Here is a 24,502-nt window from a genome sequence, read left to right as displayed (position 1 = left end):
TTCAGAGAACCCACATGACCACTCTCCACGCTGAAGCCGTCGGCAAACGTAGCTGGCCGCAGTACGCCGGTTGGGGCCTGTTTCTGGTCCTGCTCGCCTGGGCCTGGCACGGCGCTGAAATGAATCCGATGGCGCTGTACCGCGATTCGGGAAACATGGCGACGTTCGCCGCCGATTTCTTCCCGCCTGACTTCCATGAATGGCGCTCGTACCTCAAGGAAATGATCGTCACCGTACAAATCGCCCTGTGGGGCACGGTGCTGGCGATTGTCTGCTCGGTGCCGCTGGGCATCCTCTGCTCGGAAAACATCACCCCTTGGTGGATTCACCAACCGCTGCGCCGGGTGATGGATGCGTTCCGTTCGATCAACGAAATGGTGTTCGCCATGTTGTTCGTGGTGGCGGTCGGCCTCGGCCCGTTTGCCGGCGTGCTCGCGCTGTGGATCAGCACCACCGGCGTACTCGCCAAGCTGTTCGCCGAAGCGGTCGAGGCGATTGATCCAGGCCCGGTTGAAGGCGTTCGCGCTACCGGTGCCAGCGCGCTGCAAGAAGTGATCTACGGCGTGATCCCGCAAGTGATGCCGCTGTGGGTTTCGTACGCTTTGTACCGCTTCGAGGCCAACGTGCGCTCGGCGACAGTGGTGGGCATGGTCGGTGCCGGAGGGATCGGCGTGATCCTGTGGGAGAACATCCGCGCCTTCCAGTTTGTTCAGACCTGTGCGGTGCTGCTGGTGATCATCGTCGTCGTCAGCCTGATCGACATCCTGTCGCAACGCCTGCGCAAGCAGTTCATCTGATTTTCGGAGGGGTGCTTGCGGGCGCTTTTTTAAAGCATGCAGTTGTCTAGACAAGATGAACCGGTGTACCGCGAACTCGCCGACATCCTGCGTCGTGAACTGGGTGACTACCGCGCCGGAGACTTCCTGCCGGCCGAGGTGCAGTTGGCCGAACGCTTCGGCGTCAACCGCCACACCTTGCGCCGTGCCATCGATGAGCTGGTGTTCGAAGGTAGCCTGTTGCGCCGCCAGGGCAAAGGCACGCAAGTTCTGGAACGGCCACTGATTTACCCAATGGCCGCTGACAGTGCCTATAGCCAGTCGCTCTCAGCCCAGGGTTTGGGCGTCGAGGCCGTGCTGCTCAAGCGCCGGTACTGCTTCGCCAGCCGTGAAGAGGCGCAGCATCTGGGCCTCGCCGAAATGGCGCCGATGATCGAGCTGCAGACCTTGCGCAAGCTCGACGGCCAACCGGTCAGCCTGATCCGCCATCGTTACTGCGCCAGCCATGCGCCGCTGCTGGCGGACTACATCGGTGGTTCGCTGCGCCAGTACCTCAGCGAACGGGACATGCCCCTGACCCGCACCCAAAGTCTGATCGGCGCCCGCCTGCCCAACCGCGAAGAAGCCGCGCTTTTGATGATGCCCCGGCATTTGCCGGCGCTGAGTGTGTTCACCCTTTCCCGCGATCGCGATGGCCGTGCGGTGGAGCTTGCCCAGTCCACCAGCCGTTCCGATCGCTTCCAGTACCAGGTTGTCACCTGATGGAGAGCGCCATGCAAAACCCTGTTCCTCACACCGAACGCCAGCACTGGATCGGCGTGCTGGCCCGCGCCCGTCGCGATGAATTGCAGCCCCATGAAGCTGCACTGCGCGACATCGAGTACCAACTGATTCGCGCCCCGGAAATCGGCATGTCCCTGGTGCGTGGGCGCATGGGCGGCAACGGTGCGCCGTTCAACGTCGGCGAAATGAGCGTGACCCGTTGCGTGGTGCGCCTGGCCGATGGCCGTACCGGCTACAGCTACCTGGCGGGACGCGACAAGGTCCACGCCGAACTCGCCGCCCTGGCCGACGCGCATTTGCAGGGCGCGCAACAGCGTCACTGGCTGACGGAAATGATCACGCCGCTGGCGCACGCGCAGGCCGAACGCCGGGCACAAAAAGAGGCGGAAACCGCCGCCACCAAAGTTGAATTCTTCACCCTCGTGCGAGGAGAAAACTGATGAGCGCACAGCTGTTGCAACCAGCGTTCGCCGACCCGGTGCTGGATGCCCAACGCGGTTTTCGCGCGGCACTGAAAGCCTTGGCCGGTCCCGGTTTGATCCAGACGCTGCAAGCGTCGCCGAGCCTCGAAGGGCTGGAGCCCGCGACTTACGCCTTGTGCCTGGCGCTGCTGGATGGCGACACGCCGCTGTGGCTGGCGCCGACCTTCGACACCCCGTTGATCCGCGCCAACCTGGCTTTTCACTGTGGCTGCCCGCTGACCATCAGGCGCGAAGAAGCACGGTTCGCCTTGCTTGGCGCCGACGATCTGTTCGACCTGAGCGGCTTCGATCACGGCAACGATCGTTTTCCGGACCAGTCCTGCACCCTGCTGGTTCAACTGCCAACGCTCGACGGCGGGGCAGGGCGGCTGTGGCGCGGACCGGGGATCGAAACCGAACACGGCGTGGCGCTGCCGGTGGCCGATGGCTTTTGGGCCGAGCGTGAACGCCGCAATGAATTCCCGCGGGGCCTGGACCTGTTTTTCGCTGCCGGCCATGACCTGATCGGTTTGCCGCGCAGCACCCGCATCGCAGAGGAGCGTGCCTGATGTACGTAGCCGTCAAGGGTGGCGAACAGGCCATCGACAATGCACACCGTCTGCTGGCGAAAAAACGCCGGGGCGATACGTCGGTCACTGAGCTGAGCGTCGAGCAGATTCGTCAACAACTGCCGCTGGCAGTGGCGCGGGTGATGAGCGAAGGCTCGCTGTACGACGAAGAACTGGCCGCGCTGGCGATAAAACAAGCGGCCGGGGACATGGTTGAAGCGATTTTCCTGCTGCGCGCTTATCGCACCACGTTGCCGCGCTTCAGCCCGAGCCTGCCGATCGACACGCAAGACATGCAGCTCAGCCGACGCCTCTCTGCCACGTTCAAGGATGTACCGGGCGGGCAACTGCTGGGGCCGACCTTCGACTACACCCATCGCCTGCTGGACTTTGCGCTGCTTGCCGAAGGTGAGTACCCGGGGCCGCAAACGACGGCGAATGCCAGCCTTGAACCGTGCCCTCGAGTGCTGGGTTTGCTGGCCAGGGAAGGCCTGATCAAGAACGAGTCCGACAACGGCGAATCGGTCGCGGACATCACTCGCGAGCCGCTGGAGTTCCCTGCCAGCCGTGCCCAGCGCCTGCAAGCGTTGGCCCGCGGCGACGAAGGTTTCCTGTTGGCGTTGGGTTACTCGACCCAGCGTGGCTATGGCCGCAATCATCCGTTCGCCGGGGAGATTCGCATCGGCGATGTCGAGGTCTGGATCGAGCCTGAAGAGCTGGGTTTTCCAATCAATCTGGGCAGCATCGAAGTCACCGAATGCGAGATGGTCAACCAGTTCGTCGGCTCGGCCACGGAGCTGGCGCAGTTCACGCGCGGTTATGGCCTGGCTTTCGGGCATGCCGAGCGCAAGGCCATGGGCATGGCGCTGGTCGACCGTGCGCTACGTGCCGATGAGTACAACGAAGAAATCGTCTCGCCGGCGCAGCAGGAAGAATTCGTGCTGATGCACTGCGACAACGTCGAAGCCTCCGGTTTCGTCTCGCACCTCAAATTACCTCACTACGTGGACTTCCAGGCTGAACTGGAACTGATCCGCAAACTGCGCAAGCCTGCCGAGGGCCAAAGCCATGAATGACCTTAAGGCCCCCGTGCGCGACGCAGCGTACAACTTCGCCTACCTCGACGAACAGACCAAACGCATGATCCGCCGCGCCTTGCTCAAGGCCGTGGCGATTCCCGGTTATCAGGTGCCGTTCGGCGGTCGCGAGATGCCGCTGCCTTACGGCTGGGGCACCGGCGGCATGCAATTGACCGCCGCGATTCTCGGCGCCGACGACGTGCTCAAGGTCATCGACCAGGGCGCGGATGACACCACCAACGCTGTGTCGATCCGCCGTTTCTTCGCCCGCACCGCTGGCGTCGCCACGACTGAAAGCACCCCGGATGCGACGGTGATCCAGACCCGCCACCGCATTCCGGAAACGCCGCTGCACGCTGATCAGATCATGGTTTACCAAGTGCCGATTCCCGAGCCGCTGCGCTTCATCGAACCGTCGGAAACCGAGACCCGGACCATGCACGCCCTCAACGATTACGGGGTCATGCACGTCAAGCTCTACGAGGACATCGCCACCTTCGGCCACATCGCCACGGCCTATGCCTACCCGGTGATGGTCGACGAGCGCTACGTGATGGATCCGTCGCCGATCCCTAAATTCGACAACCCGAAACTCGACATGAGTCCGGCATTGATGCTGTTCGGCGCCGGTCGCGAGAAGCGTCTGTACGCGGTGCCGCCGTACACCAGAGTCACCAGCCTCGACTTCGAGGATCACCCCTTCGAAGCGCAGACGTGGGACGAGTGCTGCGCCATTTGTGGCAGCCGCGAATCGTTCCTCGACGAGTTGATTCTCGACGATGCCGGCACCCAGAGCTTCGTCTGTTCCGACACGTATTACTGCGCCCAGCGCGTCAGCCAGCAGGAGCAAGGCCAATGAACCAGGCATTGAAAAACGAGTTGTCCGTGTCTACCGAACCCTTGCTGCAAGTGCGCGGCCTGTCGCTGTTGTACGGTCCGGAGAAGGGCTGCCAGGACGTCAGTTTTGATTTGTACCCAGGTGAAGTCCTGGGGATTGTCGGCGAGTCCGGTTCGGGCAAATCCACGTTGCTCTCGCTGCTCAGCGGACGCCTGCCGCCGCAACGCGGCCGCATCGGTTACCGCGACAAACAGGACCAATGGCTGGACCTCTACAGCGCCAGTGAAGCCGAACGCCGCACCTTGCTGCGAACCGAGTGGGGCTTCGTCGAACAGAACCCGCGTGACGGTTTGCGCATGGGCGTGTCCGCCGGGGCCAACATCGGCGAGCGCTTGATGGCCCAAGGCGTACGCAATTACCAGCAATTGCGCGGTGCCGGACTCGACTGGCTGAGCCAGGTGGAAATCGATCCGCAACGCATCGACGACTTGCCCCGGACCTTTTCTGGCGGCATGCAGCAGCGTCTGCAAATTGCCCGCAACCTGGTGTCGAGCCCGCGTCTGGTGTTCATGGACGAGCCGACCGGCGGCCTCGATGTGTCGGTGCAGGCGCGCTTGCTCGACCTGTTGCGCGGCCTGGTGCGGGAGCTCGATCTGGCGGTGGTGATCGTCACCCACGACCTGGCGGTGGCGCGTTTGCTGGCCGATCGCTTGATGGTGATGCGCCGCTCGCGGGTGGTGGAAACCGGGCTGACGGACCAGATCCTCGACGATCCGCAGCACCCTTATTCGCAACTGCTGGTGTCTTCGGTGTTGCAGCCGTGAAGCCCCGTCCAACTGTGGAAACCGAGCGATGAATACGTTGATCGAGGTCCGTGACCTCTCGAAAACCTTCACCCTGCATCAGCAGAACGGCGTGGTCCTCAACGTGCTGCGCGGGGTGGATTTCAGTGTGGCGGGCGGCGAATGCCTGGTGCTGCACGGCCAGTCCGGTGCCGGCAAAAGCACGTTGCTGCGCACCTTGTATGGCAACTATCTGCCGGCCGGCGGCAGTATCCGCGTGCAGCACGATGGACAATGGCTGGAGCTGGTGGGTGCTGAACCCCGGGACATCCTGCAAGTGCGCCAGCGCACCTTGGGCTATGTCAGCCAGTTCCTGCGGGTGATCCCGCGCGTGGCGTGCCTGGACGTGGTGATGGAGCCTGCCCTGGCCCGTGGCTGGTCGAAACAGCTCGCGCAATCGCGCGCCGAATGGTTGCTCAGCCGTCTGAACATACCGCAACGCCTTTGGCAGCTGGCGCCCGGCACGTTCTCCGGGGGCGAGCAGCAGCGGGTCAACATCGCCCGCGGGTTCATGGTCGCGTGGCCAGTGATGTTGCTCGACGAACCAACGGCGTCGCTGGACGACAACAATCGTCAGGTGGTGCTGGAACTGATGAACGAAGCCAAAGCCGCCGGTGCCGCGCTGATCGGCATCTTCCACGACCGCATCGCCCGCGACGCGGTTGCCGATCGCCAGCTCGACATGACCCCCGCTGCAGTCAGCCAAGAGGAATACGCCGATGCCCGTTGAACAGATCCTCAGCAATGCGCAACTGGTCACTGCTGACCGGGTGTTCTACGGCAACGTGTTGCTGCGCGACGGTGTGATCGCCGAGGTCAACGAAGGCCCGAGCCGTTTGCCTCAGGCCTTGGACCTCAACGGTGATTACCTGCTGCCCGGTCTGGTGGAATTGCACACCGACAACCTGGAGCGCCACATGACCCCGCGTCCCGGCGTCGATTGGCCGTCGGTGCCGGCGGTGCTCAGCCATGACGCCCAGATCGTCGCGGCGGGTATCACCACGGTCTTCGATGCGGTGTCCATCGGCGACGTGAACCCCAAGGGCAATCGCATGCAGAAACTGCCGGCGATGCTCGACGCCATTACCAAAGCTTCCAGCGCCGGATTGACCCGGGCCGAACACTGTCTGCACCTGCGTTGCGAGTTGTGCCATCCGGACACCCTGACCGTGTTCCGCGATCTGGTGGAAAACCCGCTGGTGCAACTGGTGTCGGTGATGGACCACTCGCCGGGTCAGCGCCAGTTCGTGCTCCAATCCAAGTACCGTGAGTACTACATGGGCAAATACCACCTGACGACGACGCAGATGGATGAGTTCATCACGTTGCAGATGGCCAACTCGCGCACCTACAGCGACCGGTATCGCGCGGCGATTGTCGAGCACTGCCTGGCCCTTGGCCTGTCGGTGGCCAGTCACGATGACGCGACGCTGGCGCACGTCGAAGAGTCGGCGCGCTACGGCATGACCATCGCCGAGTTTCCGACGACGGTCGAAGCGGCGAAGGGGTGTCGCGACCACGGCATGAAAGTGTTGATGGGCGCACCGAACATCGTGCGCGGTGGTTCGCACTCGGGTAACGTGGCCGCCGCTGACCTGGCTGCCCTGGGCTTGCTGGATATTCTGTCCAGCGACTACTACCCGGCGAGCCTGTTGCAGTCGGCATTTACGCTGGCTGCGCAGAGCGAGCGGATCGGCTTGGCCGAGGCGGTGCGCATGGTCAGCCTGAACCCGGCCCGGGCGGCTGGTTTGATTGATCGCGGCGAGATTGCCCCGGGGTTGCGTGCCGACCTGGTGCAGGCGCGCAGTCAGGAGGGTTTGCCAGTGGTCCGACAAGTATGGCGACAAGCGACGAGGGTGTTTTGATGGCAGCCAGGTTGATCTATCTCATCGGGCCTTCCGGTTCGGGCAAGGACAGCCTGCTGGATGCCGCGCGCGGGCGCTTGGCCGAACGCGGCTGCCGCATCGTGCGACGGGTCATCACCCGTTCGGCGGAAGCGGTCGGCGAGGCGGCGCTGGGCGTCAGCGCGCAGCAGTTCGCCGACATGGAGGCTCAGGGCGCGTTTGCCCTGAGCTGGCATGCCAATGGCCTGTCCTATGGCATCCCGCGGGAAATCGACGACTGGCTGGCTGCGGGTAATGATGTGCTGGTCAATGGCTCGCGCGGGCATTTGCACTACGCCCGCGAGCGCTATCCGCACATGCTGGTGGTGTTGTTGACCGTTGACCAGGCCGTGTTGTGCGAGCGTTTGCTGGCGCGAGGTCGGGAGTCCGTGGCGGAAATTGATGCGCGGCTGGCGCGCAATGACCGCTTCAACAAACGCGTCCTTGCCGACAACGATTCCACGCTGCTGGTGCTCGACAACTCCGGTGCACTGGAGAATACGGTGCAACGCTTGCTCGCCAGCATCGACGAGCAATCAGCATGCGCCTGACGTTGTTGGGTACCGGTGATGCGCGGCAGGTGCCGGTCTATGGCTGTGAGTGCGCGGCTTGTACGCGCTCACGCATCGACGAGCGCTGGCGACGTCAACCGTGCTGCGCGCTGGTCGAGTGCGGCGACCAGCGTTGGTTGATCGACAGCGGCCTGCCAGACCTGACCGAGCGCTTTGCACCGCGCAGCTTCAACGGCATTTTGCAGACGCACTACCACGCCGATCACGCCCAAGGCCTGCTGCACCTGCGTTGGGGGCAGGGGCTGGTGATTCCAGTGCACGGGCCGGTCGATCCGGAAGGCCTGGCCGATCTCTACAAACACCCCGGCATCCTTGATTTCAGCCAACCGTTCGACAGCTTCGAAACCCGCGCCTTCGGCACACTCAATGTCACCGCGCTGCCGTTACAGCATTCAAAACCCACCTTCGGCTATCTGCTCGAAGGCCATGGGCGACGCATCGCCTACCTGACAGACACCATGGGCCTGCCACCTGACACCACGGCGTGGTTGCAGCGTCAAGCGCTGGACCTGCTGGTGCTGGACTGCTCGATGCCGCCACAACCCCAGACACCGCGTAACCACAACGACCTGAACCTGGCTTTGCAGTGCATTGAAGAGCTCAAGCCGCAATCGGCGGTGTTGACCCACGTGGGGCACACTTTCGATACGTGGTTGATGGCGCATCGGATGGAGTTGCCGGGGAATGTCAGTGTCGGGTTTGATGGGTGTGTGTTGTAGTGGCCTCGGTGTCTCTTCTTAAAGCATCGGTCGGTAATCGTTCAGCGCTTTGGCTGACTGAACCAAACCTTGTCGAAACATAAGGTCGAGGTAAGTGCTGATATCCATGGGCGGCACCTTCAGCTGTTTTCGTTGGCGTTGAGCCGCAGAGACCACTGCCGGCAGGATCCAGGTCAAAGAGGTTGCTAACGAATTCATCGCGGTGCTGGGCTTCGATGTCATAAACTCCCAAAGCCGAGCAGGGAAAATCTTTGCGATTGAACGTGACGATAACGCTCGCGTCGCAGCGGATGGCTGCCGCCAGAACATGTCGGTCATCGGCATCGGGTAGCGTTAGTCCTGCAATCAGTTCTTCATAACCTGTGACACATGCATCTGGAACGGCCACATCCATCAGTTCAGATGTTCGATTCAGTTGCTCTATCGTCAGGTCCGGTCGGTTTTTCAGCAGATTGCGTTTCCATTCATTGTGTATCTTCATCGACCATTTCGCCCGAAACCGACCGGAGAGCGCAAGCCACATAAGAAAGTCTCTCAAGGGCGCAGGGTAAAGCACGCAAGCGTCATATACAGCGGTAAAAGCGGAGTGCCTCACTCGTATCCTTTCCTTAACGCCTGTGCCTGCTCGGCGAGTCGCATCATTGCCTGCTCGCTGGCTGCATTGCGCCGGGTTTTATAGTCCATCAAATCGGCGAAACGCACACGTCGGTGCTTGCCGGTTTTGTGGTAGGAGAGTTCGCCGGACTCTAGCAGTTTGATCAGGTGCGGGCGTGAGACGTTGAGCAAGTCCGCCGCTTCCTGTGTGGTCAGTTCTGCGTGGACCGGAACCACTTTGACGGCATTGCCCGCCGCTAACTCAGCGAGGATATCGACCAGCATCCGCAGTGCCGAGGTCGGTAGTTCGACGTTGTGAGCTTCATTTTGCTTGTCGAAAATCTGGATGCGCTGGGTTTCGATTTGGGTGCAGAGATAAGCTGCGAGCGCGTGCTGTCCTGCCTTGGCAATTTGTACCTCGTGTTCTGCAGGCAAATGGATCGGTGGATGAATGGCTGTCGACATGGCGGTTCCAATATTCTGAATAATCGACGCCATCAGGCTATGCGAATTAATCGAAATTCGCAATAAACGAAACGTCACTCACGCCTCCTTCACCAACAACCCCTGCACATACTCCACAAACGCCCGTGCCTTGGCACTGGCCATTCTGCCGGTGGGGAACACGGCCCACAGGTCCTGATTCGGCAGGGTCCATTCGCTCATGACTTCCCGGACCGCACCGCTGGCGAGTTCCGGGGCGAACATCCATTCCGAGGCCATGGTCAGGCCTTGGTGGGACAGCACGGCTGCACGAACTCCTTCAGCAGCGCTGATGCGGATCCGGCCGTTGATGGTCACTGATTGCTCCTCTCCAGCCTTCTGGAACAGCCAGTTGGCATGGCCGCCCAGGGTGTAGACGATCGCTTGATGCTTGCTCAGGTCTGCGGGGCAGGTGGGTTCTCCGTATTTTTCGAAGTACGCCGGCGTACCCAGTACCACGCGCCGGCATTCGGAGATCTTGCGGGCGGTGAGTCCAGAGTCGCTCAGGGTGCCCATGCGCAGGGCGATATCGACGCCTTCTTCCACCAGATTGACGTTGCGATCATCGAGCATCAGGTCGATGTTCAGCGCCGGGTTCTGCTCAAGAAATGGCCCAAGGTGCGGCACGATATGCATCCGGCCGAAGGTCACGGCAGCGCAGATGCGCAGGTTGCCGGTCAGTCCGCCGGCCGCTCCGCGAGCGGCGTTGTCGGCCTCGTCGGCTTCTTCGAGGGCGCGTTTGGCCCGCTCGAAAAACGCCAGCCCGGCCTCGGTGGGCGTCAGGCCGCGCGTCGAGCGCAACAGTAGTCGCACCGCCAGCCGCGATTCGAGTTGCGCGATGGTTTTCGACACGGCCGGCTGGCCGATATTCAAGCGTCGGGCCGCCGCGGAAAACGAACCGGTTTCCACCACGTAGACGAAGGTTTCCATTGCGCCAAGGCGGTCCATTTGCAATCCCAAGTAAAAATCCAGTGTGGAAGCGATGTTCTCAGATCAAGCCGCAGATCGCCTTCAGCATCGCTTCATCACACGCTGCAATACAACCGAACGTCGTGCTATGGATTTTTGTGCTTGAGTAAAGATAACTCTAGAGTTATTTTTGTTTGAGCCGAAGCAAGGAGGCGGGTGGTGCAGAGCAGGGTATTGATCAAGGAATTGATAGAGGCGGGTTGGACCCTGGATCGGGTCACTGGCAGTCATCACATCTTCACTCACCGTTACAACCCGTACACGATTCCCGTTCCTCATCCGAAAAAGGATTTACCCATCGGGACGGTCAAAAGCATCAGGAGGCGAGCCGGGCTGTACTGCCCGACAGCCAGTTACGCAGGAGATCCATAATGCAATATCCAATCTGTATCGAATGGGGCGACGAGAACACTGCCATCGGTATCCAGATCCCCGATATTCCTGGTGCGGTGACGGCCGGGGATACCTTTGAAGATGCTTACAACGCAGCGGTCGAGATCGCTCACATCATGCTGCAGGAGATCGCGGCGGACGGCGATACGATTCCGATGCCGACTTCAGCGGCGGTGCATCGTGGTAATCCGGAATTTGCCGACATGGGCTGGGGGATGCTGGAATTGGACATCTCGCCCTACATGGGCAAGACCGAGAAGGTGAACGTCACGCTGCCCGGCTATGTGATCCAGCGCATCGATCGATATGTGCGTGAGCACAATGTCAAAAGCCGCTCGTCCTTCCTGGCGGATGCGGCCATGGAGAAGCTGGTTCGGCAGTAAATGTTAAACGTCAGCGCAATCGCGAGCAGGCTCGCTGCCACAGGTCCTTCTTGAACCCTGTGGGAGCGAGCCTGCTCGCGAAGCTTTTTCAGTCAGGCCGTCGCCAGTGAAGCCTTCTGCGAAACACTCAGGAATCGTAGCAACGCTAACAGCGGAAAAGCGCTGCCGACAATCACGATCCACAACCAGCCTCCGTGTTCGTACACCGGGCTGGCCACCGAAGAGCCGAATGCGCCGCCGATGAAGATGCTGGTCATGTACAGCGCATTAAGGCGGCTGCGGCTTTTGGCGTCGAGGGCGTAGACCGCGCGTTGGCCGAGGACCATGTTCATCTGCACGCAGAAGTCGAGCACCACGCCGGTCACGGCCAGGCCGATGACGCTGTAGACCGGGTGGATGAAGGCGGGCAAAAAGCTCAGGCTGGCGAACAGCAGCGCCAGCAGCGAGGCGACACGGGTATGGCCAGCGTCGGCCAGGCGACCGGCGATGGGTGCGGCGATGGCGCCGATGGCTCCCACCAGGGCGAAGATCGCAATCTGGCTTTGCGACAAGCCGTGATTGCGCGCCAGTTCCAGCGGCACGGCGGTCCAGAACAGGCTGAACGTGGCGAACATGCAACCCTGATAAAACGCCCGTTGGCGCAACACCGGTTGCTTGCGCAACAGCGTCCACAACGAGCCCAGCAATTGGCTATACGACGCACTGTGATCAGGCTGGCGCTTGGGGATGGTCACCGCCAGGACGATGCTGATGGCTGCCATCAACACTGCAGCGATCACAAACATTGCGCGCCAGCCGAAATGATCGGCGATGACGCTGGACACCGGACGCGCCAGCAGAATCCCCAGCAACAATCCGCCCATGATCCCGCCGACGACCCGGCCACGGGATTCCTCCGGCGCCAGGTGCGCAGCCAATGGAATCAATATCTGTACCGACACCGAACTGAACCCCACCAACAGCGAGATCAGCAAGAACACATTCGGCTGGTCGGTGAATGCCGCGCCGAGCAAGCTGGCAATCGCCACCAGTGTGGTGATGATCATCAGCCGGCGGTTCTCCAGCAGATCACCCAGCGGCACCAGGAAAAACAGACCCAGCGCATAGCCGATCTGGGTCAGCGAAACGATCAGGCTGGCCATGGTGTTGGTCAGGCCGATGTCAGGCGCGATCAGGCCGATGATCGGTTGCGCATAGTAGATGTTGGCCACAATAGCGCCGCAGCAAAAGGCGAACAGCAGCACCATGCCTCGGGTCATTGTCGCGGCGCCGTGGGGCACCTGAGTCGCTGGGTTCATAACGTGTCTCGCTGTACAGAATGGAATGCGCGCAGGCTAATGGCCTGGTCGAAACGGCGGAAGAGAGATTGGAGTGATAGCAGTCATTCCATTGCGGAATGAGTGGCGAACGTGCGTGGCGTCAGCCGATCGGTGTTATCTCAGAAGAAGCGAGGCCGATGATACATTCACTGACATTTTGTTCGATAGCGTGTTGCGAAACAGACGTTGAAACCTGCAGGAGCCAGCAAGCCGGCTCCTGCAGGCAATCAACCGTTTTACTTAGTTTGCATAAATCTGGTCGAAAATCCCGCCATCATTGAAGTGGGTTTTCTGCACGGTGCGCCAGTCACCGAAGGTTTTCTCCACCGACAGGAAGTCCACTTTCGGGAAGCGGTCGGTGTACTTGGCAAGCACGGCCGGGTCACGCGGGCGCAGGTAGTTGGCGGCAGCGATTTCCTGGCCTTGCGGCGACCACAGATATTTCAGGTATTCCTCGGCGGCGGCGCGGGTGCCTTTTTTGTCGACGGTTTTGTCGACGACCGATACCGGTGGCTCTGCTTCGGCGGAGACGCTTGGATAGATGACTTCGAACTGGTCGCGGCCAAATTCGCGGGCGATCATTTCCGCTTCGTTTTCAAAGGTCACCAGCACGTCGCCGATCTGGTTGGTCATGAACGTCGTGGTAGCGGCACGGCCACCGGTATCCAGTACGGGTGCTTGCTTGAACAGCTTGCCGACGAAGTCTTTTGCCTTGTTTTCGTCGCCGCCGTTTTTCAGCACATAGCCCCACGCCGACAGGTAGGTGTAGCGACCGTTACCCGAGGTTTTCGGGTTCGGCACGATGACTTGCACGCCGTCCTTGAGCAGGTCGGGCCAGTCTTTCAGGGCTTTGGGGTTGCCTTTGCGGACGATGAACACGGTGGCCGACGTGAAGGGCGCGCTGTTGTTCGGCAGGCGGGTGACCCAGTTGTCCGGGATCAGTTTGCCGTTGTCCGCCAGGGCGTTGATGTCGGTGGCCATGTTCATGGTGATCACGTCAGCCGGCAGGCCGTCGATGACCGAACGCGCCTGTTTGCTGGAGCCGCCGAAAGACATCTGCAGGGTGATGTTTTCGTTGTGCTCGGCTTGCCAATGTTTCTGGAACGCAGTGTTGTAGTCCTTGTAGAAATCGCGCATTACGTCGTAGGAAACGTTGAGCAAGGTCGGTGCAGCGTGAGCCACGCTGGTCAGGGCCAGGCCAGCGGCCAGAAGTGAGGCGGCAAAGAGTTTTTTCACTGCGAATTCCTTGTTCTATCTAAAAATGAGGCAATTTGCCAGCGACTATAGCCGGGCTTGCATAGGCCTTTAAAGATTAAAAAGGACTTTGCTTATTCCAGTTTTTTGAACAGTGCGTTACCGCACCGGGAACAGAAAGCGGCGCCGTGTTCGTGGCTGTTTTTCCGGCACACCGGGCAGTCGTGTTGCAGCTGTTCACCGCGCATGGCATTGGCCAGTTCAGCGGTGAAAATCCCGGTGGGCACCGCGATGATCGAGTAACCGGTGATCATCACCAACGACGAAATCACCTGGCCCAGCGGCGTCTTCGGCACGATATCGCCGAAGCCCACGGTGGTCAGGGTCACGATAGCCCAATAGATGCCTTTGGGAATGCTGGTGAAGCCGTGCTCCGGGCCTTCGATCACATACATCAGCGTGCCGAACACCGTCACCAGGGTGCAGACGCTGACCAGAAACACCACGATCTTCTGCTTGCTGCCCCGCAGCGCCGACATTAAATAATTGGCTTGCTTGAGGTAAGGGCTGAGCTTGAGCACGCGGAAAATCCGCAGCATCCGAATGATGCGGATGATCAGCAGGTACTGCGCATCGGCGTAATACAGCGCGAGGATTCCGGGCACGATCGCCAGTAAGTCCACCAGTCCATAAAAACTGAAGGCATAGCGCAAGGGCTTGGGCGAGCAGTAGAGGCGCAGGATGTATTCGCCGAGGAAGATGACAGTAAAACCCCATTCGATGTAGGCGAGTACATCGGCGTAGTTTTTGTGAATGCTGTCGATGCTGTCGAGCATCACGATCACCAGGCTGGCGAGGATGATCAACAGCAGAATCCCGTCGAAACGCCTGCCGGCCTTGGTGTCGCTCTGGAAAATCATGACGTAAAGCTCTTCACGCCAATTTTTGCTGCTGTCCATGGATAACGCCTGACTCAATGATCAGCGCAGCCTAGGTTGATTCTCCTCAAGAGTGCAAGGCGTACGGGTGATCGTGGCCTTGGTCAACAGTTGCACCGCACTGCGAACCAGCCAGCAGGTGAGAATGAATGGCGCGGTCAGCGTGGGCAGACCGATGGCGGCAAACATCGGTGTCAGCACCAGTGCCAAGGCAATGCCGACCAGCGGCAACCACGGCTGCTGGCGTTGTGAGCTGAGGGCGAGGGCGGCGAGCACCGCGTTATAGCCGCCGAGGCCGATCAAGGCGCTGTAGAAGTCCTGATGCAACAGGCTCCAGCCCATGCCCGCGATCGCTGCCAGCAATGCCCAAAAGAATGCGCGGCGGTCAGCGATCAGCAATCCGGCGGCAATCATCGCACCGGCCAGTGGGTGACCGAGGAACATCACCTGGCCAATACTTTTCAGCGGCGCGGCGAGGATGTTCAGCGCGCTGACTTCGATCAGATGCGCTGAATTCGAGGGCTCGGCGAAGCACAGCAGCAACCAGCCCAGCACGACGAAGGGCGCGGTGCAGGCCGGCAGGTATTGGCTGATGCGCACGCGTTTGAGCCACTGTTGCGTGATCATCGCGCTCAGGCCGCCGGCGGCCAGAATCAGCGGCGGCATCATTGCCGACCAGGGAAAATACAGGCTCAGCAACAGGCCCAGCAGGACGCCGTTGTAGCTGAAAAGTCCGGCTTGGCGATCAGCCTTGGCATAGTGGCGGCGTTGCGCGGTGAGCAGTCCGGCGACACCGCCGAGCAATGCACCGCCGAGCAACGCAGGCGCGGTAAACAGGATGGCGCCGAGGCACAGCAGGCCGCACAGCGGATTGCGCTGGAGGAATATTTGACTGAAACCGTTGAGCAAAGCTTCCGCCCAGTCGGGGCAGTGGGTGTTGAAGTGGTTGGCAGGCATGGCAGTTCTAAAATTCAGTGGAACCGGGTCGCCTGCATCGCTGGCAAGCCAGCTCCTACAGAAATACGCTGTCCCTGTAGGAGCCGGCTTGCTGGTGATGAGGCCGGTGGGCGCTCTAGATCAACGTCTCGATACGCAGTGAGTTAGTCGACCCCGGTTGCCCAAACGGCACACCCGCGGTGATCAACAACGTATCGCCACGCTGCGCCATGCCCTGGGCCTGAGCGATCTCCAGCGCCGTCGAGCACACTTCATCAACCTGACGCAGGCGATCGTTGACCACCGAGTGCACGCCCCACGCCACGGTCAGGCGGCGCGCGGTTTGCAGGTTCGGCGTCAGGTTGAGGATCGGCACCGTCGGGCGTTCACGTGCGGCGCGCAAACTCGAGGTGCCCGACTCGCTGTAGTTCACCAATACCGCCACCGGCAGCACGTTGCTGATACGACGAATCGCACAGCTGATGGCATCGGAAACGGTGGCCTCGGCTTTCGGCCGGCTGACGTCCAGTTGCGCCTGATAGTCCGGGCCGTTTTCCACCTGGCGGATGATCTTGCTCATCATCTGCACGGCTTCGAGCGGGTATTCGCCGGACGCGGTTTCTGCCGACAGCATCACCGCGTCCGCACCTTCGGCCACGGCGTTGGCCACATCGGTGACCTCGGCGCGGGTTGGGGCCGGAGAGAAGCGCATGGACTCCAGCATCTGCGTCGCCACCACCACCGGTTTTCCGAGTTCGCGGCAAGTGCTGATGATGTTTTTCTGGATCTGCGGCACGCTTTCGGCTGGCACTTCCACACCCAGGTCACCACGAGCGACCATGATGGCGTCACTCAACTCGGCGATCTCGCGCAGTTGCTCAACGGCCGATGGTTTCTCGATCTTGGCCATCAAAAACGCTTTGTCGCCGATCAACGTGCGGGCTTCGCGGATGTCGTCCGGACGCTGCACAAATGACAGCGCCACCCAATCCACTCCCAGTTCCAGACCGAAGCTCAGGTCGCGACGATCCTTGGCGGTCAGCGGGCTGAGGTCGAGCACGGCTTGTGGCACGTTCACGCCTTTGCGATCCGACAGTTCACCGCCGTTGAGCACCGTGGTGTCGATGGCGTCAGCGTACTTGGTGACCACGCGCAGGCGCAGCTTGCCGTCGTCCAGCAGCAGGTCCATGCCTGGCTCCAGCGCAGCAATGATCTCGGGATGCGGCAGGTTGACCCGGCGCTCGTCACCTGGTGTGGCATCCAGGTCCAGGCGCAGGGCCTGGCCACGTACCAGTTGCACCTTGCCTTCAGCGAACTTGCCAACCCGCAGTTTCGGGCCTTGCAGGTCCATCAGAATGCCCAGTGGGTAATTGAGCTGGCGCTCGACTTCACGAATCCACTGATAGCGCTGGGCATGGTCGGCGTGATCGCCGTGGCTGAAGTTCAGGCGGAAGATATTGACCCCGGCCAGTACCAGCTCGCGGATGTCATCTATTCCGTCGGTGGCAGGGCCGAGGGTGGCGAGGATTTTGACCTTTTTATCAGGCGTCATGGTTTTGGGCTCTCGAGAATCAGAATGGCGCGGAAGTCGTTGACGTTGGTGCGGGTCGGCTCGGTGACGATCAGTGCGTCCAGCGCCTCGAAGTAGCCGTAACCATTGTTGTTGTCCAGTTCGTCGCTGGCACTCAGGCCAAGGGCGGCGGCACGCTCGTAACTGTCCGGGGTCATGATCGCGCCGGCGTTGTCTTCGGAGCCGTCGATGCCATCGGTGTCACCGGCCAGCGCGTAGACACCGGGCAGGCCCTTGAGGCTGTCGGTCAGGCTGAGCAGGAATTCGGCATTGCGTCCGCCACGGCCATTGCCACGCACGGTGACGGTGGTTTCCCCGCCGGAAAGAATCACGCAGGGCGCTGCCAGCGGCTGGCCGTGCAGGACGATCTGCCGCGCGATGCCCGCGTGGACTTTCGCCACGTCCCGGGATTCACCTTCCAGATCGCCGAGGATCAGTGGACTGAAGCCCGCCTGACGGCACTTCACCGCTGCCGCTTCAAGCGATTGCTGAGGCTTGGCGATCAACTGGAAATGACTGCGGGCCAGGCTCGGATCGCCAGGTTTGACCGTTTCCGATTCCGGGCTTTGCAGCCAGGTGCGCACCGAGGCCGGCACGTCGATGTTGTAGCGCTTGAGGATCGCCAGTGCTTCGGCGGACGTGCTCGGGTCGGCCACGGTGGGGCCGGAGGCGATGACCGTGGCGAGGTCGCCCGGCACATCGGAAATCGCATAGGTATACACAGTGGCAGGCCAGCAGGCTTTGCCCAGACGGCCGCCCTTGATCGCCGAGAGGTGCTTGCGCACGCAGTTCATCTCGCCGATGGTCGCCCCGGATTTGAGCAGGGCTTTGTTGATCGATTGCTTGTCGGCCAGGGTGATGCCGGCGGCGGGCAGGGCGAGCAACGCCGAACCCCCACCCGAGAGCAGGAAGATCACGCGGTCGTCTTCGGTCAGGTTGCTGACCAGTTCGAATACCCGTTTGGCCACGGCTTGACCGGCAGCATCAGGCACCGGATGCGCGGCTTCGACCACTTCGATTTTTTCGCACGGGGCGCCGTGACCGTAACGGGTCACCACCAGACCGGATACTTGCCCCTGCCAGCAGCGCTCGACCACCTGGGCCATGGCCGCGGCGGCTTTGCCGGCACCGATGACAATGACGCGACCGCTGCGGTCGGCAGGCAGATGGGCTTCGAGGACTTGCTGCGGATGGGCCGCGTCGATGGCTGTGGCAAACAGCTCGCGCAGCAGTTGTTGCGGATCGACCGACATGGCGGGCTCCCGGAATTCTTGTTATTGGAGAACGGCTAGAACCTCTGTGGGAGCTAGCCTGCTAGCGATTCAGGCACTGAGGTCTATCAGACACACCGCGTCGATTTCATCGCTAGCAGGCTAGCTCCCACAGGTTTTGCGGCAGGACTTACTTATCGCGAATCGAGAAGTTCGCCATGTGCTCCAGGCCTTTGATCAGTGCCGAGTGATCCCAGTTGCTGCCACCGATAGCCGCGCAGGTGCTGAACACTTGCTGGGCGTTGGCGGTGTTCGGCAGATTGATGTTCAGTTCCTTGGCGCCTTGCAGGGCCAGGTTCAGGTCCTTCTGGTGCAGGCTGATGCGGAAGCCTGGATCGAAGGTGCCCTTGATCATGCGCTCGCCGTGCACTTCGAGGATCTTCGACGAAGCGAAACCGCCCATCAGCGCTTCACGCACCTTGGCTGGATCGGCACCGTTTTTCGCAGCGAACAACAGTGCTTCAGCCACAGCCTGAATGTTCAGCGCCACGATGATCTGGTTCGCCACTTTCGCGGTCTGACCGTCGCCGTTGCCACCGACCAGGGTAATGTTCTTGCCCATGGCCTGGAACAGCGGCAGTGCGCGTTCGAAGGCATCGGCATCGCCGCCGACCATGATGCTCAGGGTCGCCGCCTTGGCGCCGACTTCGCCGCCGGACACTGGCGCGTCGAGGTACTGGGCGCCTTTTTCGTTGATTTTGGCGGCGAAGGCCTTGGTGGCGGTTGGCGAGATCGAGCTCATGTCGATCACCACTTTGCCTTTGCCGATACCGGCGGCAATGCCATCGGCGCGGAACAGCACGTCATCGACCTGCGGGGTATCCGGCACCATGACGATGATGAATTCGGCTTCCTGGGCAACTTCTTGCGGGTTCGCCAGGGCAACGGCGCCAGCGGCAACCAGGTCAGCAGGGGCGGCATCGTGGTGCGCCGACAGGAACAGGCTGTGACCGGCTTTCTGCAGGTTCGCCGCCATTGGGTGGCCCATGATGCCGGTGCCGATAAATCCGATTTTAGCCATGAGAAAATCCTCTTGTTTTTGTCTTGCTCAAGCAAATAGGGAACTGCTTTTTGTGGGAGTGAGCCTGCTCGCGATAGCGGTGTGCCAGGCAACATAGATGTTGAATGTGCCGGCCTCTTCGCGAGCAGGCTCGCTCCCACAGGATTTGTGTCAGATCGCGTTGTGGGTTTTCAGCCAGCCGAGGCCCGCTTCGGTGGTGGTCAGCGGCTTGTATTCGCAACCGACCCAGCCCTGGTAACCGATGCGGTCCAGGTGTTCGAACAGGAAGCGGTAGTTGATTTCACCGGTGCCTGGTTCGTTACGCCCCGGGTTGTCCGCGAGCTGTACATGGTTGATCTCGCCCAGGTGCGATTGCAGGGTGCGGGCCAGGTCGCCTTCCATGATTTGCATGTGATAGATGTCGTATTGCAGGAACAGGTTGGCGCTGCCGACCTGCTCGCGAATCGACAGGGCTTGCGCCGTGTTGTTCAGGTAGAAGCCTGGAATGTCACGGGTGTTGATCGCTTCCATCACCAGTTTGATACCCGCCGCTTGCAATTTGTCGGCCGCGTATTTGAGGTTGGCGACGAAGGTTTTCTCGACGGTGGCGTCGTCAAAGCCTTGCGGACGAATACCGGCCAGGCAGTTGACTTGGGTATTGCCCAGCACTTGCGCGTAAGCGATGGCCAGGTCGACGCCGGCGCGGAATTCTTCAACGCGGTCCGGCAGGCACGCGATACCGCGTTCGCCCTTGGCCCAGTCACCGGCCGGCAGGTTGAACAGCACTTGGGTCAGACCGTTGGCGTCGAGCTTGGCCTTGATTTCGGCGGAGCTGAAGTCGTACGGGAACAGGTATTCGACACCACTGAAACCGGCCTTGGCGGCCGCTTCGAAACGGGCAAGAAAGTCCTGTTCGGTGAACAGCATGGACAGGTTGGCTGCGAAACGCGGCATGGTGGTCTCCCAATTATGTGTGAGCTTCCCCTGTAGGAGCCGGCAAGCCGGCTCCTACAGGGGAGCGATCAAGCAATTAATCCAGCAACGAAATCGCGGTCGGTGCGTCGTTGCCGACCAGCGCCAGGTCTTCGAATTCGTTGACGGCGTTGATCTCGGTGCCCATGGAAATGTTGGTCACCCGTTCCAGAATAATCTCAACGATGACGGGCACCTTGAACTCTTCAATCAGCTCCTGGGCCTTGCGCAGGGCAGGCTGGATCTGAGCCGGTTCGAACACACGCAGTGCCTTGCAACCGAGGCCTTCGGCAACTGCGACGTGGTCGACACCGTAACCGTTGAGTTCCGGCGCGTTGAGGTTGTCGAAGGACAGCTGCACGCAGTAGTCCATGTCGAAACCGCGCTGTGCCTGACGGATCAGACCCAGGTACGAGTTGTTGACCACCACATGAATGTACGGCAGCTTGAACTGCGCGCCCACTGCCAATTCTTCGATCATGAACTGGAAGTCATAGTCCCCCGACAGGGCCACGACTTTACGGTTCGGATCGGCCTTGACCACGCCCAGCGCTGCCGGAATGGTCCAGCCCAACGGGCCGGCCTGACCGCAGTTGATCCAGTGACGCGGCTTGTAGACGTGCAGGAACTGCGCGCCGGCAATCTGCGACAGACCGATGGTGCTGACGTAGCAGGTGTCTTTGCCGAACACCTGGTTCATCTCTTCGTAAACGCGCTGCGGCTTGACCGGCACGTTGTCGAAGTGAGTCTTGCGCTGCAGGCTGGCTTTGCGCTGCTGGCAGTCTTGCAGCCAGGCGCTGCGGTTTTTCAGCTTGCCGGCGGCTTGCCATTCGCGAGCGACTTCGATGAACACGGTCAGCGCGGCAGCGGCATCGGACACGATGCCCAGGTCCGGTGTGAACACGCGGCCGATCTGCGTGCCTTCGATGTCGACGTGAATGAACTTGCGGCCTTCGGTGTACACGTCGACCGAACCGGTGTGACGGTTGGCCCAACGGTTACCGATGCCCAGCACTACGTCCGATTTGAGCAGGGTCGCGTTGCCGTAGCGGTGCGACGTCTGCAAGCCAACCATGCCGACCATCAGCGGGTGATCGTCCGGAATCGTGCCCCAGCCCATCAGGGTCGGGATGACCGGGATACCGGTCAGCTCGGCGAACTCGACCAGCAGGTCGCTGGCGTCGGCATTGATGATGCCGCCACCGGCCACCAGCAATGGGCGCTCGGCTTGATCGAGCAAGGCCAGAGCCTTCTCGACTTGAACGCGGCTGGCGGTCGGTTTGGCCAGCGGCAGTGGCTGGTAAGCGTCGATGTCGAATTCGATTTCAGCCATCTGCACGTCGAACGGCAGGTCGATCAGCACAGGGCCTGGACGGCCGGAGCGCATTTCATAAAAAGCTTTCTGGAACGCGTAGGGCACTTGGCCCGGTTCCAGAACGGTGGTTGCCCACTTGGTGACTGGCTTGACGATGCTGGTGATGTCGACAGCCTGGAAGTCTTCCTTGTGCATACGGGCGCGGGGTGCCTGGCCGGTGATGCAGAGGATTGGAATCGAATCGGCCGAGGCGCTGTAGAGCCCGGTGACCATGTCGGTGCCGGCAGGGCCGGAAGTGCCGATGCACACGCCGATGTTGCCGGCCTTGGTGCGGGTGTAGCCCTCGGCCATGTGCGAGGCGCCTTCAACGTGGCGAGCGAGTACGTGATCGATGCCGCCGACCTTTTGCAGGGCGGAGTACAGCGGGTTGATTGCGGCACCCGGGATGCCAAAAGCGGTATCAACCCCTTCACGGCGCATCACCAGAACGGCGGCTTCGATTGCTCTCATTTTGCTCATGGTTTTGTGCCTCTTTACGTTTTGTAATTGTATACAAGTGGCTTTGCGCAGAGTGTATTCACGGCGGACGGCGCAGGTCAATCCATTTTCTCAAGCGGTCGTTTCATTCGTCGGAAGCCCAATCTACTGTGGCTTTTCGTCGCATGTGGCGCTTTTCGAGAATTATTGTATACAAAAAAATAATTCATTGTGTTCTATTTGTTGCATCGGACTGCGGCACAACGGCGCAGTCCCACGGCTTTCCGAAAAACAAAATGAGGACGGCACCATGAGCGCTTTAACCTTGAAAGTCGCAGTCAACCTGGTCAACGAGGCCATCACCGCAGGGCGCGCAATCTCCGCAGCCCCCTTGACCATCGCCGTGCTGGATGCCGGCGGACATCTGATTACCCTGCAACGCGAAGATGGCGCCAGCCTGCTGCGCCCGCAGGTCGCCATCGGCAAAGCCTGGGGCGCCATTGCTCTGGGCAAGGGCTCGCGCCTGCTGGCACTGGATGCCCAACAACGCCCGGCCTTCATCGCCGCATTGAATAGCCTGGGGCAGGGCAGTGTCGTGCCGGCACCGGGCGGCGTGTTGATCCGCGATCACGCGGGGAATGTGCTGGGGGCGGTGGGAATCAGCGGGGATCTGTCGGATGTTGATGAGCAATGCGCGATCACTGCGATTGAAGCGTTGGGGTTGAGGGCGGATGCGGGGGTTGTGGCTTAAGTTTTGTATTGATTGATCTATAGCCATCGCCAGCAGGCTGGCTCCCACAGGGGATTTGTGAACGCCGCAGATCCAGTGTGGGAGCTAGCCTGCTAGCGATGGCTATCTCCCAGACACATCCCGCTAAATGTCTGTCCCTCCATTGGGGAATATCAGGACTAGCCTTACTCATGAATTAATCATGCAAGGGCAAAGGAATGCCTGATCTACCCGCCTCAAATCGCTTGCGCATCGGCCGCTATGCCGAATCCAACCGCATTTACCTGATAACTACCAATACACGTGACCGAGAGCCGATATTCAAAGACTTCAACTCGGGGAGAGCAGTGGTCAATCAATTTCGCTGCGCTCAGGACCAAGGTTTCGCTAACTCACTGGCTTGGGTCGTCATGCCCGATCATTTTCATTGGTTGGTCGAGTTACAACAGGGATCATTGTGTGACCTCATGCAGAGGACCAAATCGATGAGTACCAAAGCGGTAAATCAGTTTACTGGCCGCAAGGTCACTCTCTGGCAAAAAGGCTTTCATGACCGGGCCTTAAGAAGGGAAGAAGAGCTGGTGAAGGTGGCTCGATATATCGTGGCCAACCCGTTGCGGGCAGGTTTGGTTGAAAAACTGGGCGACTATCCGCTGTGGGATGCCATTTGGGTTTGAACTGAAATTGTGTTGCCTTCATCGCTAGCAGGCTAGCTCCCACACTGGATCCATGGTGTACATAAATCCCCTGTGGGAGCTAGCCTGCTAGCGATAAATCCACCTCGGTAATTCAGTCCGGCTCACACCCCTTCAACACCAACCGGATAATCGTCTGCGCCGCCGCTTCGTAATCCTCTTCATCCAGCTTGGCCTTGCCGGTGATGGCGGTGATTTGCCAGTCGAAGTCGGCGTAGGTCTGGGTCGCGGCCCAGATGCTGAACATCAGGTGGTTGGGGTCGATCGGGGCGATTTGGCCGCGGTCGATCCAGGTCTGGATACACTCGATGTTGTGCTTGGCCTGGCTGTTGAGTTGTTCGACCAGGTCGGTGCTCAGGTGCGGGGCGCCGTGCATGATTTCGCTGGCGAACACCTTGGAGGCAAATGGCAGGTCGCGGGAAATGCGGATTTTCGAGCGGATGTAGCCGCTCAGCACTTCGCCGGGCACACCGTCGGGGTTGAACGGCGTCGAGGCCTGCAGGATCGGTTCGATGATGCTTTCCAGGACCTCGCGGTAGAGGTTTTCCTTGGATTTGAAATAGTAGTAGACGTTGGGCTTGGGCAATCCCGCCTTGGCTGCGATATCGCTGGTTTTGGTCGCAGCGAAGCCCTTGTCGGCAAATTCTTCACTGGCGGCACGCAGGATCAGTTGTTTGTTGCGCTCGCGGATGGTGCTCATAAACCAGGGGGTTCCTTGCCTGTTCTGGCGGTTGCGCATGG

Annotated in this window: 27 protein-coding genes and 1 pseudogene; 15 read left to right on the top strand and 13 right to left on the bottom strand. The window is 60.6% G+C overall.

Annotation, left to right across the window (positions count from 1 at the left end; all coding sequences use genetic code 11):
- Positions 1-14: 14 nt before the first annotated feature.
- From phnE to phnP, 11 genes are read left to right on the top strand one after another with little or no spacing between them, the layout of a single operon-like run.
- On the top strand, positions 15-797 hold the full coding sequence (gene phnE / locus BVK86_RS22480) for a phosphonate ABC transporter, permease protein PhnE (protein WP_075948505.1): 783 nt from the start codon (positions 15-17) through the stop codon (positions 795-797).
- Positions 798-833: 36 nt separating this feature from the next.
- A complete protein-coding gene (gene phnF, locus BVK86_RS22475) occupies positions 834-1,538 on the top strand; it encodes a phosphonate metabolism transcriptional regulator PhnF (protein WP_075948504.1) in 705 nt (234 codons plus the stop codon).
- Between the two features lie 11 nt (positions 1,539-1,549).
- Positions 1,550-1,999, top strand: a complete 450-nt coding sequence (phnG, locus tag BVK86_RS22470) for a phosphonate C-P lyase system protein PhnG (protein ID WP_075948503.1) — start codon at positions 1,550-1,552, stop codon at positions 1,997-1,999.
- Positions 1,999-2,589: a phosphonate C-P lyase system protein PhnH gene (gene phnH / locus BVK86_RS22465; protein WP_075948502.1), complete on the top strand. Its 591-nt coding sequence runs from the start codon at positions 1,999-2,001 to the stop codon at positions 2,587-2,589. The genes phnG and phnH overlap by 1 nt, the downstream gene beginning before the upstream one ends.
- Positions 2,589-3,665: a carbon-phosphorus lyase complex subunit gene (locus tag BVK86_RS22460; RefSeq protein ID WP_075948501.1), complete on the top strand. Its 1,077-nt coding sequence runs from the start codon at positions 2,589-2,591 to the stop codon at positions 3,663-3,665. Before phnH ends, BVK86_RS22460 begins: the two co-directional genes overlap by 1 nt.
- Positions 3,658-4,527: an alpha-D-ribose 1-methylphosphonate 5-phosphate C-P-lyase PhnJ gene (locus tag BVK86_RS22455; RefSeq protein ID WP_075948500.1), complete on the top strand. Its 870-nt coding sequence runs from the start codon at positions 3,658-3,660 to the stop codon at positions 4,525-4,527. Before BVK86_RS22460 ends, BVK86_RS22455 begins: the two co-directional genes overlap by 8 nt.
- Positions 4,524-5,330, top strand: coding sequence for a phosphonate C-P lyase system protein PhnK (gene phnK / locus BVK86_RS22450; RefSeq protein WP_075948499.1), 807 nt, complete (start codon positions 4,524-4,526; stop codon positions 5,328-5,330). The genes BVK86_RS22455 and phnK overlap by 4 nt, the downstream gene beginning before the upstream one ends.
- A gap of 28 nt (positions 5,331-5,358) precedes the next feature.
- Positions 5,359-6,078 carry a phosphonate C-P lyase system protein PhnL gene (gene phnL / locus BVK86_RS22445; protein WP_075948498.1) on the top strand — a complete coding sequence of 240 codons (720 nt, stop codon included), beginning with the start codon at positions 5,359-5,361 and terminating at the stop codon, positions 6,076-6,078.
- A complete protein-coding gene (locus BVK86_RS22440) occupies positions 6,068-7,213 on the top strand; it encodes an alpha-D-ribose 1-methylphosphonate 5-triphosphate diphosphatase (protein WP_075948497.1) in 1,146 nt (381 codons plus the stop codon). The genes phnL and BVK86_RS22440 overlap by 11 nt, the downstream gene beginning before the upstream one ends.
- Positions 7,213-7,782 carry a phosphonate metabolism protein/1,5-bisphosphokinase (PRPP-forming) PhnN gene (gene phnN / locus BVK86_RS22435; protein ID WP_075948496.1) on the top strand — a complete coding sequence of 190 codons (570 nt, stop codon included), beginning with the start codon at positions 7,213-7,215 and terminating at the stop codon, positions 7,780-7,782. The genes BVK86_RS22440 and phnN overlap by 1 nt, the downstream gene beginning before the upstream one ends.
- Positions 7,773-8,522: a phosphonate metabolism protein PhnP gene (gene phnP / locus BVK86_RS22430; RefSeq protein WP_075948495.1), complete on the top strand. Its 750-nt coding sequence runs from the start codon at positions 7,773-7,775 to the stop codon at positions 8,520-8,522. The genes phnN and phnP overlap by 10 nt, the downstream gene beginning before the upstream one ends.
- 18 nt (positions 8,523-8,540) lie before the next feature.
- Here phnP and BVK86_RS22425 read toward each other — a convergent pair.
- The 3 genes and pseudogenes from BVK86_RS22425 to BVK86_RS22415 all read right to left on the bottom strand — a co-directional run bounded on the left by BVK86_RS22425 (position 8,541) and on the right by BVK86_RS22415 (position 10,547).
- Positions 8,541-9,117: pseudogene (locus BVK86_RS22425) on the bottom strand (PIN domain-containing protein).
- Entirely contained in the window at positions 9,114-9,581 is a 468-nt protein-coding gene (locus BVK86_RS22420) for a helix-turn-helix domain-containing protein (protein WP_075948524.1), read from the bottom strand. The pseudogene BVK86_RS22425 and the gene BVK86_RS22420 overlap by 4 nt, the downstream one beginning before the upstream one ends.
- 78 nt (positions 9,582-9,659) lie before the next feature.
- A complete protein-coding gene (locus BVK86_RS22415) occupies positions 9,660-10,547 on the bottom strand; it encodes a LysR family transcriptional regulator (RefSeq protein WP_075948494.1) in 888 nt (295 codons plus the stop codon).
- A 180-nt stretch (positions 10,548-10,727) separates the two neighbouring features.
- On the opposite strand from BVK86_RS22415, the gene BVK86_RS22410 reads away from it, so the two are divergent.
- Both BVK86_RS22410 and BVK86_RS22405 read left to right on the top strand, forming a co-directional pair.
- Positions 10,728-10,940 (top strand): type II toxin-antitoxin system HicA family toxin, encoded by a 213-nt coding sequence (locus BVK86_RS22410; protein ID WP_075948493.1) that lies wholly within the window; start codon positions 10,728-10,730, stop codon positions 10,938-10,940.
- On the top strand, positions 10,940-11,344 hold the full coding sequence (locus BVK86_RS22405) for a type II toxin-antitoxin system HicB family antitoxin (RefSeq protein WP_075948492.1): 405 nt from the start codon (positions 10,940-10,942) through the stop codon (positions 11,342-11,344). Before BVK86_RS22410 ends, BVK86_RS22405 begins: the two co-directional genes overlap by 1 nt.
- Before the next feature lie 92 nt (positions 11,345-11,436).
- On the opposite strand, the gene BVK86_RS22400 is transcribed toward BVK86_RS22405, so the two are convergent.
- The 9 genes from BVK86_RS22400 to gcl all read right to left on the bottom strand — a co-directional run bounded on the left by BVK86_RS22400 (position 11,437) and on the right by gcl (position 22,378).
- The gene (locus BVK86_RS22400; RefSeq protein ID WP_075948491.1) at positions 11,437-12,642 is read right to left on the bottom strand and encodes an MFS transporter; all 1,206 of its coding nucleotides are present in this window, start codon (positions 12,640-12,642) and stop codon (positions 11,437-11,439) included.
- A gap of 261 nt (positions 12,643-12,903) precedes the next feature.
- Positions 12,904-13,899: a sulfate ABC transporter substrate-binding protein gene (locus tag BVK86_RS22395; protein WP_075948490.1), complete on the bottom strand. Its 996-nt coding sequence runs from the start codon at positions 13,897-13,899 to the stop codon at positions 12,904-12,906.
- A gap of 92 nt (positions 13,900-13,991) precedes the next feature.
- Entirely contained in the window at positions 13,992-14,816 is an 825-nt protein-coding gene (locus BVK86_RS22390) for an ion transporter (RefSeq protein ID WP_075948489.1), read from the bottom strand.
- Positions 14,817-14,837: 21 nt separating this feature from the next.
- Positions 14,838-15,752: an urea transporter gene (locus BVK86_RS22385; RefSeq protein ID WP_075948488.1), complete on the bottom strand. Its 915-nt coding sequence runs from the start codon at positions 15,750-15,752 to the stop codon at positions 14,838-14,840.
- 115 nt (positions 15,753-15,867) lie between these two features.
- Positions 15,868-17,283, bottom strand: coding sequence for a pyruvate kinase (pyk, locus tag BVK86_RS22380; RefSeq protein ID WP_075948487.1), 1,416 nt, complete (start codon positions 17,281-17,283; stop codon positions 15,868-15,870).
- Positions 17,280-18,554, bottom strand: a complete 1,275-nt coding sequence (locus BVK86_RS22375) for a glycerate kinase type-2 family protein (RefSeq protein ID WP_075948486.1) — start codon at positions 18,552-18,554, stop codon at positions 17,280-17,282. Before BVK86_RS22375 ends, pyk begins: the two co-directional genes overlap by 4 nt.
- Before the next feature lie 148 nt (positions 18,555-18,702).
- On the bottom strand, positions 18,703-19,593 hold the full coding sequence (locus tag BVK86_RS22370; protein ID WP_075948485.1) for a 2-hydroxy-3-oxopropionate reductase: 891 nt from the start codon (positions 19,591-19,593) through the stop codon (positions 18,703-18,705).
- A gap of 150 nt (positions 19,594-19,743) precedes the next feature.
- Positions 19,744-20,526, bottom strand: a complete 783-nt coding sequence (hyi, locus tag BVK86_RS22365) for a hydroxypyruvate isomerase (protein WP_007971414.1) — start codon at positions 20,524-20,526, stop codon at positions 19,744-19,746.
- Between the two features lie 76 nt (positions 20,527-20,602).
- Positions 20,603-22,378: a glyoxylate carboligase gene (gene gcl, locus BVK86_RS22360; RefSeq protein WP_075948484.1), complete on the bottom strand. Its 1,776-nt coding sequence runs from the start codon at positions 22,376-22,378 to the stop codon at positions 20,603-20,605.
- Positions 22,379-22,646: 268 nt separating this feature from the next.
- Between gcl and BVK86_RS22355 the strand changes: the two genes are divergently transcribed.
- On the top strand, positions 22,647-23,087 hold the full coding sequence (locus BVK86_RS22355) for a GlcG/HbpS family heme-binding protein (RefSeq protein ID WP_075948483.1): 441 nt from the start codon (positions 22,647-22,649) through the stop codon (positions 23,085-23,087).
- A 197-nt stretch (positions 23,088-23,284) separates the two neighbouring features.
- On the top strand, positions 23,285-23,743 hold the full coding sequence (locus tag BVK86_RS22350) for an REP-associated tyrosine transposase (protein ID WP_075948482.1): 459 nt from the start codon (positions 23,285-23,287) through the stop codon (positions 23,741-23,743).
- A gap of 112 nt (positions 23,744-23,855) precedes the next feature.
- Here the strand turns inward: BVK86_RS22350 and BVK86_RS22345 are convergent, their stop codons facing one another.
- Positions 23,856-24,461 (bottom strand): TetR/AcrR family transcriptional regulator, encoded by a 606-nt coding sequence (locus BVK86_RS22345; RefSeq protein WP_075948481.1) that lies wholly within the window; start codon positions 24,459-24,461, stop codon positions 23,856-23,858.
- Positions 24,462-24,502: the final 41 nt, after the last annotated feature.

The sequence above is a fragment of the Pseudomonas reinekei genome (assembly GCF_001945365.1).
Taxonomy (GTDB): Bacteria; Pseudomonadota; Gammaproteobacteria; order Pseudomonadales; family Pseudomonadaceae; genus Aquipseudomonas; species Aquipseudomonas reinekei.
The sequence above is the reverse complement of the archived record's forward strand: the minus strand, read 5'-3'. Positions and strand labels throughout refer to the sequence as shown.